General features: G+C 54.3%; 10 protein-coding genes. 4 read left to right on the top strand and 6 right to left on the bottom strand.

Features of this window, described 5'->3' with window-relative positions; genetic code table 11:
* Nucleotides 1-184: 184 nt before the first annotated feature.
* Both SACSAC_RS07885 and SACSAC_RS07880 read right to left on the bottom strand, forming a co-directional pair.
* On the bottom strand, nucleotides 185-2,149 hold the full coding sequence (locus SACSAC_RS07885) for a PTS mannitol transporter subunit IICBA (RefSeq protein ID WP_037285141.1): 1,965 nt from the start codon (nucleotides 2,147-2,149) through the stop codon (nucleotides 185-187).
* Nucleotides 2,146-4,269: a BglG family transcription antiterminator gene (locus SACSAC_RS07880; protein ID WP_037285139.1), complete on the bottom strand. Its 2,124-nt coding sequence runs from the start codon at nucleotides 4,267-4,269 to the stop codon at nucleotides 2,146-2,148. Before SACSAC_RS07880 ends, SACSAC_RS07885 begins: the two co-directional genes overlap by 4 nt.
* Before the next feature lie 584 nt (nucleotides 4,270-4,853).
* Here SACSAC_RS07880 and SACSAC_RS07875 point away from each other — a divergent pair.
* A complete protein-coding gene (locus SACSAC_RS07875) occupies nucleotides 4,854-5,591 on the top strand; it encodes a transcriptional regulator (protein WP_245608603.1) in 738 nt (245 codons plus the stop codon).
* Nucleotides 5,592-6,132: 541 nt separating this feature from the next.
* On the opposite strand, the gene SACSAC_RS07870 is transcribed toward SACSAC_RS07875, so the two are convergent.
* The 3 genes from SACSAC_RS07870 to SACSAC_RS07860 form a co-directional block, all read right to left on the bottom strand.
* Complete coding sequence (locus tag SACSAC_RS07870) at nucleotides 6,133-8,484, bottom strand: glycoside hydrolase family 65 protein (RefSeq protein WP_037285137.1); 2,352 nt, start codon at nucleotides 8,482-8,484, stop codon at nucleotides 6,133-6,135.
* 272 nt (nucleotides 8,485-8,756) lie between these two features.
* Entirely contained in the window at nucleotides 8,757-10,211 is a 1,455-nt protein-coding gene (locus SACSAC_RS07865; protein WP_037285136.1) for a sensor domain-containing diguanylate cyclase, read from the bottom strand.
* A 788-nt stretch (nucleotides 10,212-10,999) separates the two neighbouring features.
* The gene (locus SACSAC_RS07860; RefSeq protein ID WP_037285134.1) at nucleotides 11,000-12,130 is read right to left on the bottom strand and encodes an NADH-dependent flavin oxidoreductase; all 1,131 of its coding nucleotides are present in this window, start codon (nucleotides 12,128-12,130) and stop codon (nucleotides 11,000-11,002) included.
* 537 nt (nucleotides 12,131-12,667) lie between these two features.
* Here SACSAC_RS07860 and SACSAC_RS07855 point away from each other — a divergent pair.
* Together SACSAC_RS07855 and SACSAC_RS07850 are read left to right on the top strand one after the other, a co-directional pair.
* Nucleotides 12,668-14,140 (top strand): amino acid ABC transporter substrate-binding protein/permease, encoded by a 1,473-nt coding sequence (locus SACSAC_RS07855; RefSeq protein WP_037292363.1) that lies wholly within the window; start codon nucleotides 12,668-12,670, stop codon nucleotides 14,138-14,140.
* Nucleotides 14,133-14,861: an amino acid ABC transporter ATP-binding protein gene (locus tag SACSAC_RS07850; protein WP_037285132.1), complete on the top strand. Its 729-nt coding sequence runs from the start codon at nucleotides 14,133-14,135 to the stop codon at nucleotides 14,859-14,861. The genes SACSAC_RS07855 and SACSAC_RS07850 overlap by 8 nt, the downstream gene beginning before the upstream one ends.
* Before the next feature lie 488 nt (nucleotides 14,862-15,349).
* On the opposite strand, the gene SACSAC_RS07845 is transcribed toward SACSAC_RS07850, so the two are convergent.
* Nucleotides 15,350-16,075, bottom strand: coding sequence for a serine/threonine-protein kinase (locus SACSAC_RS07845; protein WP_037285130.1), 726 nt, complete (start codon nucleotides 16,073-16,075; stop codon nucleotides 15,350-15,352).
* 192 nt (nucleotides 16,076-16,267) lie between these two features.
* Here SACSAC_RS07845 and SACSAC_RS07840 point away from each other — a divergent pair, with 192 nt between their 5' ends.
* Nucleotides 16,268-16,780 carry a GNAT family N-acetyltransferase gene (locus SACSAC_RS07840; RefSeq protein WP_037285128.1) on the top strand — a complete coding sequence of 171 codons (513 nt, stop codon included), beginning with the start codon at nucleotides 16,268-16,270 and terminating at the stop codon, nucleotides 16,778-16,780.
* The last annotated feature ends 34 nt before the right edge of the window (nucleotides 16,781-16,814 follow it).

Raw genomic sequence — 16,814 nt, 5'->3', positions numbered from 1 at the left:
CCGGGGAAGGGAAACGGTAGGGTGAAAAACTGACCTGTAAAAAGCTGAGACCAATCATGAATTAGGGATGAGCAAAAGCTCGTAAGTACAAGCCTTACAACGTCAAGGTTATCAAAGGAAAAAGTCAAAGCCGAAGCCGGCAGAGGGGGATCTCTGCCGGCCGACTTTTAAAACGTCTCGATTGTTACTCGGGTTGTACGCTCAGGGTGTTGTAGATATCGTTGACGTCTTTGGTTTGGGCCAGGCGTTGAACGGTCGACTCGTCTTCGATTGCTTCCGCGATCTTCGTCAGAATCTTCAAGTGTTCGCCGCGAGCGCCTGCGATGCCGACGACGAGGTAAGCCGTTCCGGCTTCGAACTCGACACCATTAGGATATTGGAGAACGATGATGCCGGAGTTTTCGATCTCGTGCTTGGCCGTGCCCACGCCGTGAGGGATCGCTACGCCGTTGCCGATATAAGTCGACGCTACGCCTTCGCGTTCGATCATGGCATCCACGTAACCAGGTTTAACGTAACCGGATGCCGCAAGCAAACGTCCCGCTTCGCGGATCGCTTCTTCTTTCGTTACGCTCGGCAGGCCGAGGCGGATGTTTTCTTTACGCAGGATGTCGGATTGGACGGCGCCTGCTCCGGGAGCGGCTTTGTCCAAAGCATTGTCGATGTCCCATTGCGCATCCGGCGTCGTGGCCGTCGTGTTGCGTTCAGCCGGGGAAGCACCGGATTGGGAAGCTTTCAACTCTTCGATCAGGTCTTCGTAGACCGGATTGTTGATGAAGTTGTCGATCGAAACGTGATGCGCGTTCGGAGCTTTTGCCCGTGCGCGACTCGTCAGGTTTTCCTGGGTCACGACGATATCGGCATCCGCAGGAATGTTTTCGATCGCGGTGTTCGTTACGTTGATCGGCAGACCTGCCGCTTTTACTTTTTTGCGGAAGGACGAAGCCCCCATTGCGCTCGAACCCATGCCGGCATCGCAAGCGAAGACGATTTTTTCGACTTTGCCGTTCACGCGTACGTTTACGCCTGCTGTTGTTGCCGATGCAGCGTTAGTGCCTTTCATAGCTTTGGAAGCATCGCGTGCTTTGTCCAACGCTTCGTCGTCTGCTTTGTAGTTACGCAGGAAGAGCGCCGAGACCAGGAACGAAACGATCGTTGCAACCGCTACACCGGCCAGTACGGCAAGGTGACCGCCTCTAGGCGTTACGGCCATAATTGCGATAATGCTGCCCGGTGCCGCGGCACCGGACAAACCGGCTCCAGTCGCCACGAACGTGAATACGCCAGCCATGCCGCCCAGAATAACGGACAGAAGCAGAACCGGTCTCATCAGCACGTAAGGGAAATAAATTTCGTGAATACCGCCGAAGAATTGGATCACAATCGCGCCCGGTGCCGAACTTCTGATCGAACCTTTGGCGAATACCCAGTAGGCGAGAAGAACGCCGAGACCCGGACCCGGGTTGGTTTCTAACAGATAGTACACGGACTTTCCGAGTTCCGCTACTTGGTCGGTACCGAGCGGAGTGAAGATGCCGTGGTTCAACGCATTGTTCAGGAACAGAATCTTCGCCGGCTCTACGAAAAGCGAGACCAGCGGCAGGAGTCCCCAGTTTACAATCTGTTGAACGCCGGATTCAAGGACGCTAGTGAAAGCTTCGAACAACGGTCCCACGCCGTAATAGCCGCCGATTGCCAACCCCGCGCCAAGAATGCCGGCCGAGAAGTTGTTGACCAGCATTTCAAAGCCGGCCGGAATCTTGCCTTCTACCATGCGGTCAAATTGCTTGATTACCCAGCCTGCGAGAGGTCCCATAGCCATTGCTCCGAGGAACATCGGCGTATCGGGAGCCCCTACGATAACACCCATGACGGCTATAGCGCCAAGCACGCCGCCGCGATGATCCGCAACCATCTTACCGCCGCTATAAGCAATCAGAAGAGGCAGCAGGTAAGTAATCATCGGACCGACGAGCGATCCGATCTGCTCGTTCGGGAACCAGCCTTTAGGAATAAATAGGGCCGTGATCAGACCCCACGCGATAAACGCGCCGATGTTCGGCATAACCATCGCGCTCAGGAAACGTCCGAACTTTTGTACGCCGTCTCTGAGTCCGCCCGATTTTTCAGGCGTCGATACGCTGCTCATAATTGTTCAACCTCCAATGTGTATTGTTCTATTTTTCTTGCATAAAGCTCTCTCATCATGTCCGCGATCTCTCTTCGGAGCGCATCCGGCTCGGAGGAAGAGAGTCTGGCGGCAAATCCGGGGCGGTCGATCAGCGATTTGCTGATTTCTCCGGCCGCCTGGAGGTAGGACTTGCCGCTGGCTTTCGGCGCCAGCAGAAGGAGTGCCGCTTTCAGCGTGATCGGCTTGTCTTCCGACTCGGCGGCCAAGCCGTCCGGGAAGCGGAAGATACCCAATATGAGTTTGCCGATTACTTCCGAGCGGCAGTGCAGCAGAATCAGCCCGTCTTGGGAGAGAACGGTTTCGCCGAGACGCTCGCGTTCGTGCAGCTCGCGTTCGAGCACGGCCGCATCGTCCGCGTTTTCGGTAAACCGCCGCGAGATAGCCGCGATCAGTTCGCCTACGTCCCGGGAGGTAAAGGCATCCGCGATATCGACGTTTTTCATCAAGTCGAGGATGCCTTCCAGCGTCTGCTTGTGTTCATCCAACGTTCCGACGAGATCGTTTTGCAAATTCTGCCGGGTTTTCTTTTTGACGAAACGCCGCTGCTCTTCATCCGCGAAGCGCCGTATGGCCTCAACGTCGTTAAAAGAAAGCAGCACGGACACCCGCACGACAGGAGTTTCGGTCTCGACGTCGACGGTGGAAACGATAAAGTCCGCTTCTTGATTCTCGGCGGCTTCCGAAGCGGAAGCGATGCCGATCAGGTTGAAGGCGGGGAATTCTTTGCGTACCCTCGCCATCAGCAGGCCCGAGGTGCCCATGCCGCTTGCGCAGGCGATCAGCACTTTCGGCGAAGGACGTTCGGCTCTGGCGTATTCGCTCATCGCGCCGATATGCATCGCGATATAGCCGATTTCCGATTCCGGCACGTCGCGATTCACGTAATCGGCCAGAATATTCGAACATTTCTCGGCAATGGCGAAGACTTCGGCGTACTGTTCGCGAATCTGCCCCAGCAGCGGGTTGCGGATGTCCAGACCCAATCTCAGCCGTTCGACGGCCGGGCCCAGGTGATGGACGAATCCGGCGAACAGTTTGCTGCTGCCTTTCAGCTCATAACCGAGTTCGGCTTCGGCTGTCTTCAACATGTTGCGAGCCAGGCGGACGAGTTCGAAGCTGACGTAGTCGTAATAATTGTCGTGATCCCGATCCAGACGCGTTTCCGCCCCTTTGAGATGCATCGTGATGTAGCCGACTTCGTCTTCGGGAATCTCGATCCCCAGCATGGTTTCCAGTTTTGCCGCAAGCCGTTTGGCTTTTTCGAACTCGCCGAGCTTGCGAAGGCCGTCCAGTACATGAACGTCGATCACAATGCGTTGTCCGGCCCGAATGCGTTGAATCGCAAGCGCGAGGTGGACCGCCAGGCCGATGTAGGCACTGTCGGTCAGCTTGAGATCGAGGCTGTTTTCCAACTCTTCGACCATCTGTTGCAGCTGCTCGGCGGCGCCTTCGTCGATTAGGTTGAGCAGGCGGCTGCGGATATGGGAGCGGACCCTTGTCGGGTCTGCGGCCTCGTTTCCGACGCTTCCGCTTACCAACTCGGCGACTTGGTCTTCGGCGACACTTTCATAAACAAGTTGGATTAGCGCGGAACGGATGGCATTCTCGCTACCTTCGACGTAAACGCCGAACCCCGGTTTGCGAATCAGGCGCAAGCCTAACGGCTGCAGCCATTCTTCCGCCCGGTCGAGATCGGTGCTCAGCGTGCTCTCGGTAACTTTGAACTGTGAAGCGAAACTGTACGATTTGACAGGCTCGGCCGCGAGCAACAGCTCGCTAATCAGGAAATAGTGGCGTTCGTCTCGACTGTAGTCCCTGACCGGGCCTGCCGCGCTCAGTTCTTCTATAAGAGCGTCAAGCTGCGCCTTGGCGACTTCCAGTTTGACTCCGGCACCCGGTTTGCGGATCAGCCGGGCGTCTCTTGCCGAGAGCCAGTGTTCCACGCCGGGAAGTTCGCGTTTGACCGTTCTTTCGCTGACGTCCAATTCATCCGACAGATCCCGTACCGTAACGAACTCCCCCCGTGAAGCGAGAAGACGCTTCAGGATCGGTAGCAGCCGTCCGGTCGGTTTGTCCACGCGGATTCCTCCTTTTTCAACCCTCTATTTTGAAAGCGATATCATTTACCCCGGAACGGGGTGGAGACGATTCGCCGCGACATAAGCCGCAGCAGGCAGGATCTCGTCCTCTACTCAAATTTTAAGCACCCCGTCTCGGAATGGCAAAGGAAAGATGCCTGGATTTGTCCCGAATCAATAGTGACAAAGCCGAAGAACTCCAAGCCCCTCTCCCTACCAAGCAAATGATTTTTCATAGCATTATTACTCAAAGCATCAAGAAATCAATCATTTTACGTGCAAAAACGTGCAGTTTTTTTCATGGGTTTCAATATGCATAATCGCTTAATATATGTATCGGATGGATGAGGATGGTTTTTGATGATAGCAAGAGTTCGGCATCAATCCTTCATATTCGGCGTGTTTTCCTTCGAATCGATGTCTGATCGCGAGTACTGCAGCCAGGTTCTCCGATTCGGCTTGCTCTGTCGTTCGCGCGGAGGTACACTGAAAGCAGACGGACGCGAAGCACGCGCCGCTTTCGATACAGGGTATCGGGAGCGGCCTTTTTGCGTTCTCTCGAACAGGAAAAGGAGGAGCGGTCCATGGCCGAAGATTTTGATAAAGCGTATAGGCAATGGTTGGAGCGGCAAATCGGGGAAGAGCATGGAGTTCGTCGCAAAGAGCTGCTTCAGCGGGGGCTCGGACATGGCACGATCGAATTTTTGGCGCAAATTTGGTTTCCGACATTCGGTAATCTGGACGATCTTCATGCCGAATGGGAAGTAAGAGATTATCACGGCGGCTATCGGTATATCGATCTGGCTTACCGCCCCGGCGGAGCCAAGGGGGCGATCGAGATTCAAGGTTACGGTTCGCATGCGCGCGATCTCGACACGAGACGGTTCAAAGATTTGTGTTGGCGGCACAGCCTGCTCGGACTCGACGGCTGGACGCTGCTGCATGTTGCTTATTTATCGATCCGCGAAGAACCCGAACGCTGTCGGCAGTTGGTTCTTGCGTTCGTCGGTCGGTTTCTGTCATTCGATCCGGCAGCGGACGGGATGAATTGGCCGGAAGAAGAGACGCTGAGACATGCCCGCAGATTGATGGTGCCTTTCAGCGCAGGCGAATTGGCTCGGCATTTGCGCGTAACGGATCGGCATGCGCGGTTGATCCTGAAAACGCTCGCCGAGAGCAATCGCATGGAGATTGCAAACGATAAGCAGCGGTACCGGACGTATCGGCTGGCGGCATCGGTTTGGAAGACGGGGGGAGCGAGCGCGGGCAGCTTAACGCAGCGTACGGCAGCGGCGATCCCGGCGGAAAAAGGTCAGCGGTAGAGCAACGTCGGCGATCGATCGGTCTAGGCGATAGAGTAACGTCGCTTAGAACAACCGTATCTTCGGAGTCGTTGTTGTCGGCCGTGAAATCGTGAATGAAGCGGAAAGCGGAAAGTGGAAACCGAAAATCGAAAATCGGAAATCGGATTTTCGGCCTTATCGGCGTGATATTTCGCCAAGCCGGAATTTTAACGGATCGATATGACGCTTAGCGTCCGTTTTGGATCGTTTTAAAATTCTAACGGATTCAGATGACGCTTAGAACGGAATTTGGCTTGTTTTTGTTGGAAAAAGCAGCAAAATAGACGTCTGACGGATATACGATCCGTTAAAATCTCGGAAGGGGTTGATTTGAGGGTTTAAGGGATATACAATCCGTTAGCCGTGCCGTGCCGTGCCGTGCCGTGCCGTGCCGTGCCGTGCCGTGCCGTGCCGTGCCGTGCCGTGCCGCACGAAAAAGCGCCCTTCGACGAAGGACGCTTTTTCGCTTGCTCTTGCGCCTCGGCAGCGCTCCAGCCTGCTTCCGCCTGCTTTTCGCCGCTTAACCCCGCACCGTCTCGTCCGGCGCGCCCGCTTGCGGGTCGCGTTCGCCCGACACGCTTTCGCCGGCCGAAAGCTCGATTTCCCGGCCGTACAGCGTCAATGCCGCGCTTTCCGGACCTTCGTTTTCCACGATCGCTTTGCCGCCGGACACGGTCACTTTCAACCTCGCCCCGCGGAAACGGACTTTGAACGACAGCGACGTCCAGCTTTCCGGGCTGAACGGGTTCAGCACCAGCCGTCCGCCGCGCACGCGCAGGCCGCCGAAGCCTTGGACGACCGACATCCACGTTCCGGCCATGCTGGTGGTGTGGCAGCCGTCTTCCGTGTCGTTGTTGTAATTGTCGAGATCCAGCCGCGAAGTGCGCAGGTACATCTCGTACGCTTTTTCCGTATAGCCCAGCTCGCCTGCAAGAATCGAATGGACGCACGGCGACAGCGAAGACTCGTGCACGGTGATCGGTTCGTAAAAGTCGAAGTTGCGGCGCTTAGTCTCCAGATCGTAGCGGTCTCCGAGGAAAAAGAGCCCCTGAAGCACGTCGGCCTGCTTGATGTAGCAAGAACGCAGAATGCGGTCCCACGACCATTTCTGGTTGATCGGCAGATGCGAAGGATCGAGCTGCGATACCGGAAGGATGTCTTTGTCGAGGAAGCCGTCCTGCTGCAAAAAGACGCCGCTCTCCGGATCTTCCGCCAGCAGCATCCGCTCCGAAATGTCGGTCCATTTTTCCAATTCCGTATCCGTCAGTCCGATCTTCTCCGCCACGGCGGCAAAAGCTTCCGGCTCTTCCGATCTCAGCTTGCGCGCGACTTCCGTCGTGTACTCCAACGTCCAAGCCGCCATCCGGTTGGTGTACCAATTGTTGTTGACGTTGTTTTCGTACTCGTTCGGACCGGTCACGCCGAGAATCAGGTACGCGCCGCGGCGCTCCGAATAGTTGACCCGTTCCTCCCAGAAACGCGACAGCTCGGCCAATACCTCAAATCCGTACTCGCCGAGATACGCGGAATCGCCCGTGTACTCCACATAGTTGTAGATAGCATAGGCGATGGCGCCGTTGCGGTGAATTTCCTCGAACGTGATCTCCCACTCGTTGTGGCATTCCTCGCCGTTCATCGTGACCATCGGGTACAGCGCGCCTTTGGCGAATCCGAGCTTGGCCGCGTTCTCTTTCGCCTTTTCCAGATGCTTATAGCGATATACGAGCAGATTGCGCGCCACGCTGTGGTCAGCCGTACTCAGGTAAAAAGGAATGCAGTACGCCTCGGTATCCCAATAGGTGCTGCCGCCGTATTTTTCCCCGGTAAAGCCTTTCGGTCCGATGTTCAGCCGATCGTCTTCGCCCGTGTACGTCTGATGCAGTTGGAAAATGTTGAACCGGATCGCCTGCTGCGCTTTCTCGTCGCCTTCGATCACGATATCGCCGTCGCGCCATTTGACCGCCCACGCTTCGCGTTGAGCGTCCAGCAAAGCGTCGAAGCCCCGTTCCAGCGCTTGTTCCGCCAACTCCTGCGCTTTCCCCGCCAGCGTATCCGGTTCGTGATCGCGCGAGGTGACGTTGGCGACGTATTTGTACAGCGTGATACTCTGGTCGGCTTCGGCCCGGAGCGACAGCGTCAATCCCGCGAATTTGTCCCGTTTGTGCGTTTCCGCTTCCACGTGGAACTCTTGATCCGCCTCGCCGGACGCCGCCAGCTCGTAGACCATATGCGACGCGACGCGGAAATCGAGCTTTTTGGTGCGCACTTCGACGCTTGCGTAATCAACGCCGGAGTCCTGCGCGATGCCGTCCCAGAACTTTTCGTCGTAGTTGGAGTCTTTGTTCGCCACGTCGGCATCCAGATACGGAGTCAGCTTGAGCTGCGCGGCATCGCCGAGCGGAGTGACCGTGTAGCGGATGGCGCCGATCTCTTTGAAGGGAACACTGACGAAGCGGAGCGACTCGATCCGTATCTTTTTACCATTGGAGAGGGTGGCCGTGAATGAACGACTCAGTGTGCCTTCCTTCATATCCAGCGTGCGCACGAAATCTTCGACCTTTGCGGCGGACAAGTCCAACGTTTCGCCGTCGATCTCGACGTCGATGCCGATCCAGTTCACGGAATTGAGCACTTTGGCGAAATACTCGGGGTAGCCGTTTTTCCACCAGCCGACCCGTGTTTTGTCCGGATAATAAACGCCTGCCATATAGCTTCCTTGAAGCGACGGGCCGCTATAGCGTTCCTCGAAATTCGCGCGCTGTCCCATATAGCCGTTGCCGATGCTGAATACGCTCTCGGATACTTCATTGCGCTCGGGATCGAAGCTGTCTTCAATAATGCGCCATTCGTTGACCTTCAGATACGGTTTCATCGCTCAATCTCTCCTCGTCGGATGATGGTATGAAGCGTGCGGGAAGTTCTGGTTGCCGGAAGGGTAAAAGGGGATTTTTGCTGCCTACATGTTAATTGAAACGCAAGGCGATGTAAACGAATCTTTTCGCAAAAAGCAGCCCTGCACGTACCCGGGTCGGGCGGTGCAGGGCTGCGGCATGAACCGAAAAGGCTATACGGCTAACGAAGGAATAACTCATGCTCAGGCATGAACCGAAAAGGCTATGCGGTTAACGAAGGAATACCTCATGCTCAGGAGAAGGGACGCCTGGGACGCACCGGTTTGGCGAAAATAAACCGGCTGCGGCCTTCGGCTTTGGCCTGATACAGTGCTTCGTCGGCACGTCCGATTAGGTCGTGAGGCGTGGCCTTTTCCCCAGGGTGTAAGGTGCAGCCGCCGATGCTGATCGTGATCTGGTCGGACACGCCGGAGTAATGATGCGGAATGCCGAGCGAACGGACGCACTCCAGCATCAACTCGGCGATCTGCTCGGCTTCGCGCTCGCTATGTCCCGGCAGGATGATGGCGAACTCTTCGCCTCCGTAACGGGCCGTGAAGCCGAAGTGCGCCAGCGCCTCGGATTCAAGCTTCGGCGCCACGCTGCGCAGCACCATATCGCCGCCGAGGTGGCCGTAGTTGTCGTTGTACGCTTTGAAAAAGTCGATATCGATCATGAGCAGGGACAGATGTTCTTTGGCCCGCTGCGGCGCGTTCAGTTCCTGTCTCAGCACCTCGTCGAACTTTCGCCGGTTGGCGATGCGGGTCAAGCTGTCGATTCCGGCGAGTTCCTTAAGCTGTTCGTTGGCCGATTCCAGCGCCTGCTTGGACTCTTCGAGTTCTTCGTGCTGTCGGCTGAGCCGGACGAATACTTTGTTCACTTCGCTGATGATCGCGATCACGACGACCGTCGACGCGATCAGCGAATCGATTCGAGAGCCGTACCAACCGATCGTGTAACGTTCTCCGGCCGCAAGGCTCAACGTGATGCCGAGCAGGAAAGCGAGCGTGGAGACGCTGAGCCAGACGCGAAGGACGCCTCTTTTTTTGTAAGGAAACGCGGAAAAGCAAAAAGCCGCCGCGCTGACCATCCACAATGCGGGCCCGATTCCGGATTGGATCAGCCTGTGATAGTTGCCGTTTTCGATCATGACGGGAAGAAAATCGCGCCCTGCCGTAACCAACAGCAAAATCGACGCCGCGACGACAAGAACGGATAACGTGGCGACGAAAAGATGTCGGGGAATCCGGTCGAGGGGAATGATATCTCTCCTCGCGCGCATCGACCAAGCGAAAGCCAGAATGCCGAGCGGAAAAGCCGTATGCCAGAAACACCACAGCCAGACCGCGCTCTGCGAGCCGGGAGACAGGATTCCGGCGATCGGCATCATATCGGTCAGCGCAAGCAGGTAAAAAAGGCTGAGCAAACCCGTCAATAAAAACGTGCAAGCCAAAATCAAAAGCGGAAGAATGCGGGAAGCCCGAAATTGGTTGAACAAAATAAAAGCCGTCAGCATGTCCCCGAATATGCCCCAAGCGCTGATGACCGGAAAAAAAACGGCCAACACCGGAAGTTTCAGCTGCGCGAAAAAGAGAGCGATCAACGTGAAAGCAACCATAATTAACGAAAGCGACAAAGCGACCCGACGTTGACGCGGAGTGATATGGAAAAGCTGATCCTGCGAATCATGATAAAAAAGTATGTTCAAGAAGAGCCTTCCTTTCCCCGTAAATCAAGTATTGACCGTGTTCATTAAACCCTTCATAAGAATATCGGCGGCTTGAGGCTCGAATTGAACCCGGCCGATATTCGGCATTCGACCCGGAGGCAAAGGCGAAGAGGGATAGCAGCCTTCATGCCGCGAGCCGAAACCTGCATCGCAGTGATATCGGAACGTTCTCGACAGCGCATACAACCCCCATGATGTAAAGGTATGGGATTTTTTAACCGGAAGCAATAAGAAAAAGGGACGAAAAGTTCCAATGGATGTAAAATAAATCCCAAAATTTGTAGGAAAAAGAGGTGCTTCGCGCAGGCGAACGCAGGCGCATGGAGTGTGTCGAATCGGCGAAAGCCGGAGAGAAGCGAGCACGGAAAATGCCCTATAGGCTCAAGCTGGAACTCTAACGGAACGAGGAGACGCTTAGAGGCTAATTTTGAGCTTTTGAAAAATCTAACGGAGCGAGATAACGCTTAGCGCAAAAAAAAGGCCGGATTTCGAGGAGGAAAGCAGCAAAATCAACGGTTAACGGATATGCAATCCATTAAAATCGCGAAGTGGGTTGATTTGGGCTTGTAAAGGACATACGATCCGTTAGCCAAGCCGACATCTGCCGCTCGTCACGTCCGAAAAAAAGAACCCCGCACCCGCCGATCGGCGAATACGGGGTTCTTATTCATCTATATCAATCCGTGAAAAAGGGGAGCAGCTTCCCACGACGGAACGCGTCCGTCCGACTGCTGCTCGTTTTTCTCACGGGAGAGTTGAAGCAAGCCTTACTCGGCCGCAGGTTCGACGACCGGGAACCAGCCCGGAAGACCTACGATCATGCCCCACAGTTGATCCGGGATCACGAGACGGTTTTGATCGGCCGTCGTCAAGGTCACGGCGATGTCCGCTTCTTGTCCTTGCTCGACTTTTTCGACCCAATCCGGTTCAACGATCAGTTCGCGGCCCAGAGCAACCATGGCTGCGCCAAGTTCGATGGCTTCAACGGCTTGCTCCGGCGTATGAACGCCGCCGACGCCGATCACCGGAACATTGCCGGATACTTCGACGATTTGTTCCAGGCGCGTACGCTCCAGATCGCCGCCGCGGCGCGGTTTGGAGTTGTACTCCATCAGCGATACGTGCAGGTAGCTGAGGTTTTTGGCAGCCAGTGCTTTCAGGAGCGTGAAGGTATGATCCATAGTCAGGCCTTCTTCTTGCGGCTCTTCCGGCGAGAAGCGGTATCCGACGATGAAAGGCGTTTTGGCATGCTCGGAAGCGGCGCGCTGCACTTCGTCCACGACGGCCAGAGGGAACGTCAGGCGCTGCTCAACGCTGCCGCCCCATTTGTCTTCGCGGCGGTTGGACCAACCGGAGAAGAATTGTTGGATCAGGTAGCCGTTGGCCCCGTGGATTTCGACGCCGTCGAATCCCGCGCGAATCGCAAGTTCGGTTGCGCGGCCGAAATCGAGGATGATCGATTCGATCTCGTCGTGGCTCAGTTCGCGCGATTGCGAACCGTCTTGCAATTCGATTGCGCTCGGTCCGACAACGTCGCCGTTCGGCACAAGTGCGCGAGGGCCTTGAATGCCGGCGTGGAAGATTTGCAGAACGGCTTTGGCGCCGCCTTTTTTGAGCGATGTCGCAAGCTTGGTCAAGCCCGGGAGATTCTCTTCGCCGAATGCCGCGAATTGGTTTTGGAAACCGATGCCGCCCGGCATTACGTGTGCGACTGCCGTGATCGCGAGTCCCAGTTTGCCCGTGCGACGCTCGTAATAGCTCAGCTCGGCATCCGATACGCTCAGGTCTTCGTTGGACGAAGAGTGAGTCATCGGCGCGAGTACGATACGGTTTTGCAGGGTGATGCCGTCGTTTAATTGAACCTTGTCGAACAGCTTGGCGAATTTAGCGTTTGTCATTATAAAAAACTTCCTTTCTGAAAGTCGGATTTTTTTTCGTTATCAAAAGCACATAGGTATATTATAGTAACAAGGTTTCTAATTTTCAATGCCTGATGAGCCAAAACGAGATAAAAATTTTAAAAAACTAAATTATGGTCAATTTAAAATGAAAATTTAAGTTTCTTGAGGCGGATAACGCTTTAAATTTCCAATAGGAAGAGAATAGGCGAAAACGAAATCGTTCAACTTTTTCAGAGAAATCGTTCAATGTTGAAAGCCGAAGGGTTTTAACAATCGAAGAACAATAAAAAAAGATCGTGGTTCGGAGGTGTTTTTCTTTCAAAATCGATGCCGCAAACGTGCAAAAGTAACCCGAGCCGAAGCCGTTTTCGTATCCAAGTTACACGACATGTAACGTTACACCGTGCGATAGGTCCATTAAGGAATTTTATGCGGTTTATTAAAATTTTTAATGGATAAGCGTAGTCAATAGTTCACAGGTCATGTAAAATGGAGAGAAAATTCAAAAGCCGCGCAAAGCGACTGGAGGAAAATATGCGTACACAGAAAAAGATTACGGGGTTTTTGGTTCTATTGATTTTCTTCTTCTCGTTCGCGGGAAGTTTGGTGCCATCGGCACAAGCCGCCGAAGCGAAGAAAACGTACACGATCGCGACGGACACGACGTTCCCGCCGTTCGAGTACCAGGATGCAAGCGGAGAGTATGTCGGGATCGACCTGGATTTGCTCAAAGCGATCGCCGAGGATCAAGGGTTTGAGTATCGTCTTCAGCCTTTAGGGTTCAACGCGGCGGTTCAAGCGCTTCAATCCGGTAACGTAGACGGCGTAATCGCCGGCATGAGCATTACCGACGAACGCAAGCAGACGTTCGACTTTTCCGAGCCGTATTTCGACTCGGGACCGATCATGGGCGTGGATGCGAACAACAGCGCAATTTTGTCTTACGAAGATTTGCGCGGGCATCGCGTAGCGGTCAAAACCGGCACGGAAGGCGCGGCCTTCGCAGATTCCATTAAGGATCAGTACGGGTTTACCGTTATTACGTTCGACGATTCCCCGCAGTTGATCGAAGAAGTCAAAGCGGGCGGTTCGGTCGCTTACTTCGAGGATTATCCGGTTGTCGCTTTCGGAATCGCGCAGGGTAACGGCATGAAGATGCCTTTGCCGAAAGAACCGGGCGGCTCTTACGGATTCGCCGTGAACAAAGGCCAAAATGCCGAGCTGCTGGAAATGTTCAATGCAGGCTTGGCAAACATTAAAGAAAACGGCAAGTATAAAGAAATCGTAGCGAGTTACCTGGGCGATTCGTTCGCTTCGGAAGGCGGAGAGATCGAAATCGCGGCCACGGCGAAAATGAGCGGATTCGAACTGATCTGGACTTCCATGCCGGCTTTCCTCAAAGGGCTTGGCTATACGATATACTACACGCTCATTTCATTGTTCTTCGCTTTTATTCTCGGTCTGATCTTCGGTTCGATGAAGGTAAGCCACAACAAAGTTCTGCGCGGTATCGCTACTGTATTTGTTGATATTTTCCGCGGTATTCCGTTGCTGATTCTGGCCTTCTTCATCTACTTTGCGATTCCGCAGGCGTTGAACTTCACGATGCCGATCTGGACAGCGGCTATCCTTGCCTTGTCCCTGAATGCGGGCGCTTATGTAACGGAAATCATTCGCGGCGGCATTCAATCGATCGACAAAGGGCAGATGGAAGCTGCCCGCTCGTTGGGCGTTCCTTACGGAACGGCGATGCGCAAAATCATCCTGCCGCAGGCAATCAAAGTCATGGTACCTTCGTTTATCAACCAAATGGTCATTACGTTGAAAGATACGTCGATCATGTCCATTATCGGTTTGGTCGAACTGACGCAGTCCGGTAAACTGGTCGTGGCGCGAACTTTCCAATCGTTCGAAGTTTGGTTGACGATCGGCATCATGTACCTGATCGTCATTACGATTCTCACAAAGATTGCGGATCGTCTCGAAAGGAGAGTAAGCCGTGGGTAAAGTTAAAGTCACAGGCTTGAAAAAAAGCTACGGCAGCAACGAAGTGCTTAAAGGCATCGATATGGAGGTCCAAGAAGGCGAAGTCGTATGCGTCATCGGACCTTCCGGCTCCGGCAAAAGCACCTTCTTGCGCTGCTTGAACCTGTTGGAAGAAATCACGGCAGGCAAAGTCGTCGTGGACGACCACGACCTGAGCGACAAAAAATCGGATATCAACAAAATTCGCGAAAATATCGGCATGGTATTCCAACATTTCAATCTGTTCCCGCACAAGACGGTGCTTCAGAACATTACGTTCGCGCCGGTCGAGTTGAAAAAGCAAACGAAAGCCGAAGCCGAAAAAACGGCAATGAGCTTGCTGGAGCGCGTCGGTCTTTCCGATAAAGCCAACGCTTTCCCTGCATCGCTGTCCGGCGGTCAGAAACAGCGCGTGGCGATCGCCCGCGCGCTTGCGATGAACCCCGACGTGATGTTGTTCGACGAACCGACCTCGGCGCTCGACCCGGAGATGGTCGGCGAAGTACTCGGCGTTATGCAGGACTTGGCCCGCGAAGGCATGACGATGATCATCGTTACGCACGAAATGGGCTTCGCCCGCGAAGTCGGCAACCGCGTTATTTTCATGGACGGCGGCTACATCGTGGAAGAAGGCACGCCGGAGGAAGTGTTCGGCAGTCCGAAACACGAGCGGACGATTAGCTTTTTGGAAAAAGTCTTGTAAAAAAGGGAAGGCCGACTCGCGGTGGAGTCGGCCTTTTTTGCGCGTGTCCGGAATTTACGCCGGAGACATATCGGGTAGCGCACTTCGATCGTTTTTTCGATCGGACAGACATCTACATTGTCGTTCAAACAACGTAGAAGACGGAAATTTGCTGATTTTCGAGCTTCGTTGACTTTTCGACAACGTGGAGACCTTCAATGCAGCGAATCCAAGCTATAAGTATGCTCTACGTTGCCAAAAGATCAACATAGCTTTTCCAAAGCGCCAATCGAACCCTTCTACACAGCCAAAAAGGCAATGTAGCTCGTTTGCTTTGCTGCCTGCCTTCGCCTGTTCTTCCTGCTCGACGACCTTCTGCTACTATTAGGCTTTTCTGAGGTTATGACGCTTTTCCGCGACTTTGATGTTTATCCCGTCTGCCTGTCTCCGACTTCGTTTGACTTCCTGCGCCTTCGATCCGATTCCTTCCGCTCTCCCCGAGTCGTCCTTTAACTCGACTTCCGAGCCTTCACCTTATATCTCTTTCCCTGCGGATGCCGGCCGTCGAGGCGGGCTTTTTTGCGCAGGCGGCGGTAAACGTAGCGAATCGCGTTCATCGACCAGTCGGGCATGGGGAAGGTATGTTTTTTCGGCATCAAGGGCTTGTAGAGCTTAAAGTAAGCTTTCTTGAAGTCTTTCCACATCACGCACGGTCCGGCTTGCAGGAAGTCGGAGATGTCCACCACGAGGCCGCGTCCGTCTTTGAGCATGACGTTTTTGCCGTGGACGTCTTTCGGATTCAGTCCGCGGGAGCGGGCGTAGTCGAGCGCGCTGTCGATATCCCGCACGGCTTTTGAAGGAATGTACGTACCGTCGCGAAGACAGTTGTAGAGCGTTTTGCCTTCGAGCTTTTTCAGGACCAGATAATATTTATTGTCTAGCACGTTCGCCGCGTACAGCGTCGAATAAGCAGGATGCGTGCCGAGTCGTTCATAGACGTCGCATTCTTCCCGCCAACCGGGCCGTCCGGGCGCATAGACTTTGACGACTTTGCCGGGAAGCGACGGATGCTCGAAGACTGCGGCGTAATTGCCGGCACCCAGCAGCGTCCAATCTGTCGGCGTAAGATGCACGACAACCGGGTTGAACGGATCGATGCTCTCCAGTTGAACGTCGGGCAGCAGCGTATCTTCAATCAGGCGGATCGAGGGTTCTTGCTCGCCGCTGTGCATCATGGTTGTTCACTCCTTGGAGGAAATGGGCGCTTGACCCTGCCTTGTTGTTTTTCTTATCATAGTCCGCCGAGACTATCCGGGCAACCGTCTTGAGGCGGAGTATCGTTCTTGTAATGAATAGATTTTTGGAAAGGCATTTGGTAAATTAGAGGATACACGATACGAAGGCAGATAAGCAAAGGGGGCAGATTCATGCGCGAACATTCGATTCGGCTCAGGCCGCTGCAAGCGGAAGAAACGCCGGAAATCCGAGTCATGATCCAAGAGATCGGTCCGGGGGAAAATGGCTTTGTAAACGGTCTTTACACGGATACGGAAGAGGATTACCAAGCCAAGCTTGCGGAAAATGCCCGGATTGCGATCGGAGATCATCTGCCGCCGGGGTATGTGCGCCAGCGGATTTATTGGCTATATGACGGGGAGCATCCAGTAGGATACGGGAAGCTGCGATTTTCGCTAACCGACGCGTTGCGGGAGCATGGAGGACATATCGGTTACGTGATCCGACCTTCCGCGAGGGGCAAAGGTTACGGACGTCAGATGCTGAAGGAACTGCTGCTCGAAGCCGAAAAAGGCGGATTGGACCGAGTGCTGCTGACCTGCAACGCAGAAAACGCCGCTTCGCGAAGCATTATTGAAGGCTGCGGCGGCAAACCGGAACAGTCGGCAACTGCTTCCTGCAAGTATTGGATTGAGTTAAGGTAACGCGCGCAATGCATAGACTACATAGATTAGGGGA

This window comes from Saccharibacillus sacchari DSM 19268 (assembly GCF_000585395.1).
Classification (GTDB): domain Bacteria; phylum Bacillota; class Bacilli; order Paenibacillales; family Paenibacillaceae; genus Saccharibacillus; species Saccharibacillus sacchari.
This window is presented reverse-complemented; position numbering and strand designations above follow the sequence as displayed.

Coding starts and splice junctions, on each gene's coding strand:
- SACSAC_RS07840 (WP_037285128.1), top strand. CDS start 16,268: ATGCGCGAACATTCGATTCGGCTCAGGCCGCTGCAAGCGGAAGAAACG.
- SACSAC_RS07870 (WP_037285137.1), bottom strand. CDS start 8,484: ATGAAACCGTATCTGAAGGTCAACGAATGGCGCATTATTGAAGACAGC.
- SACSAC_RS07885 (WP_037285141.1), bottom strand. CDS start 2,149: ATGAGCAGCGTATCGACGCCTGAAAAATCGGGCGGACTCAGAGACGGC.
- SACSAC_RS07845 (WP_037285130.1), bottom strand. CDS start 16,075: ATGATGCACAGCGGCGAGCAAGAACCCTCGATCCGCCTGATTGAAGAT.
- SACSAC_RS07875 (WP_245608603.1), top strand. CDS start 4,854: ATGGCCGAAGATTTTGATAAAGCGTATAGGCAATGGTTGGAGCGGCAA.
- SACSAC_RS07860 (WP_037285134.1), bottom strand. CDS start 12,130: ATGACAAACGCTAAATTCGCCAAGCTGTTCGACAAGGTTCAATTAAAC.
- SACSAC_RS07855 (WP_037292363.1), top strand. CDS start 12,668: ATGCGTACACAGAAAAAGATTACGGGGTTTTTGGTTCTATTGATTTTC.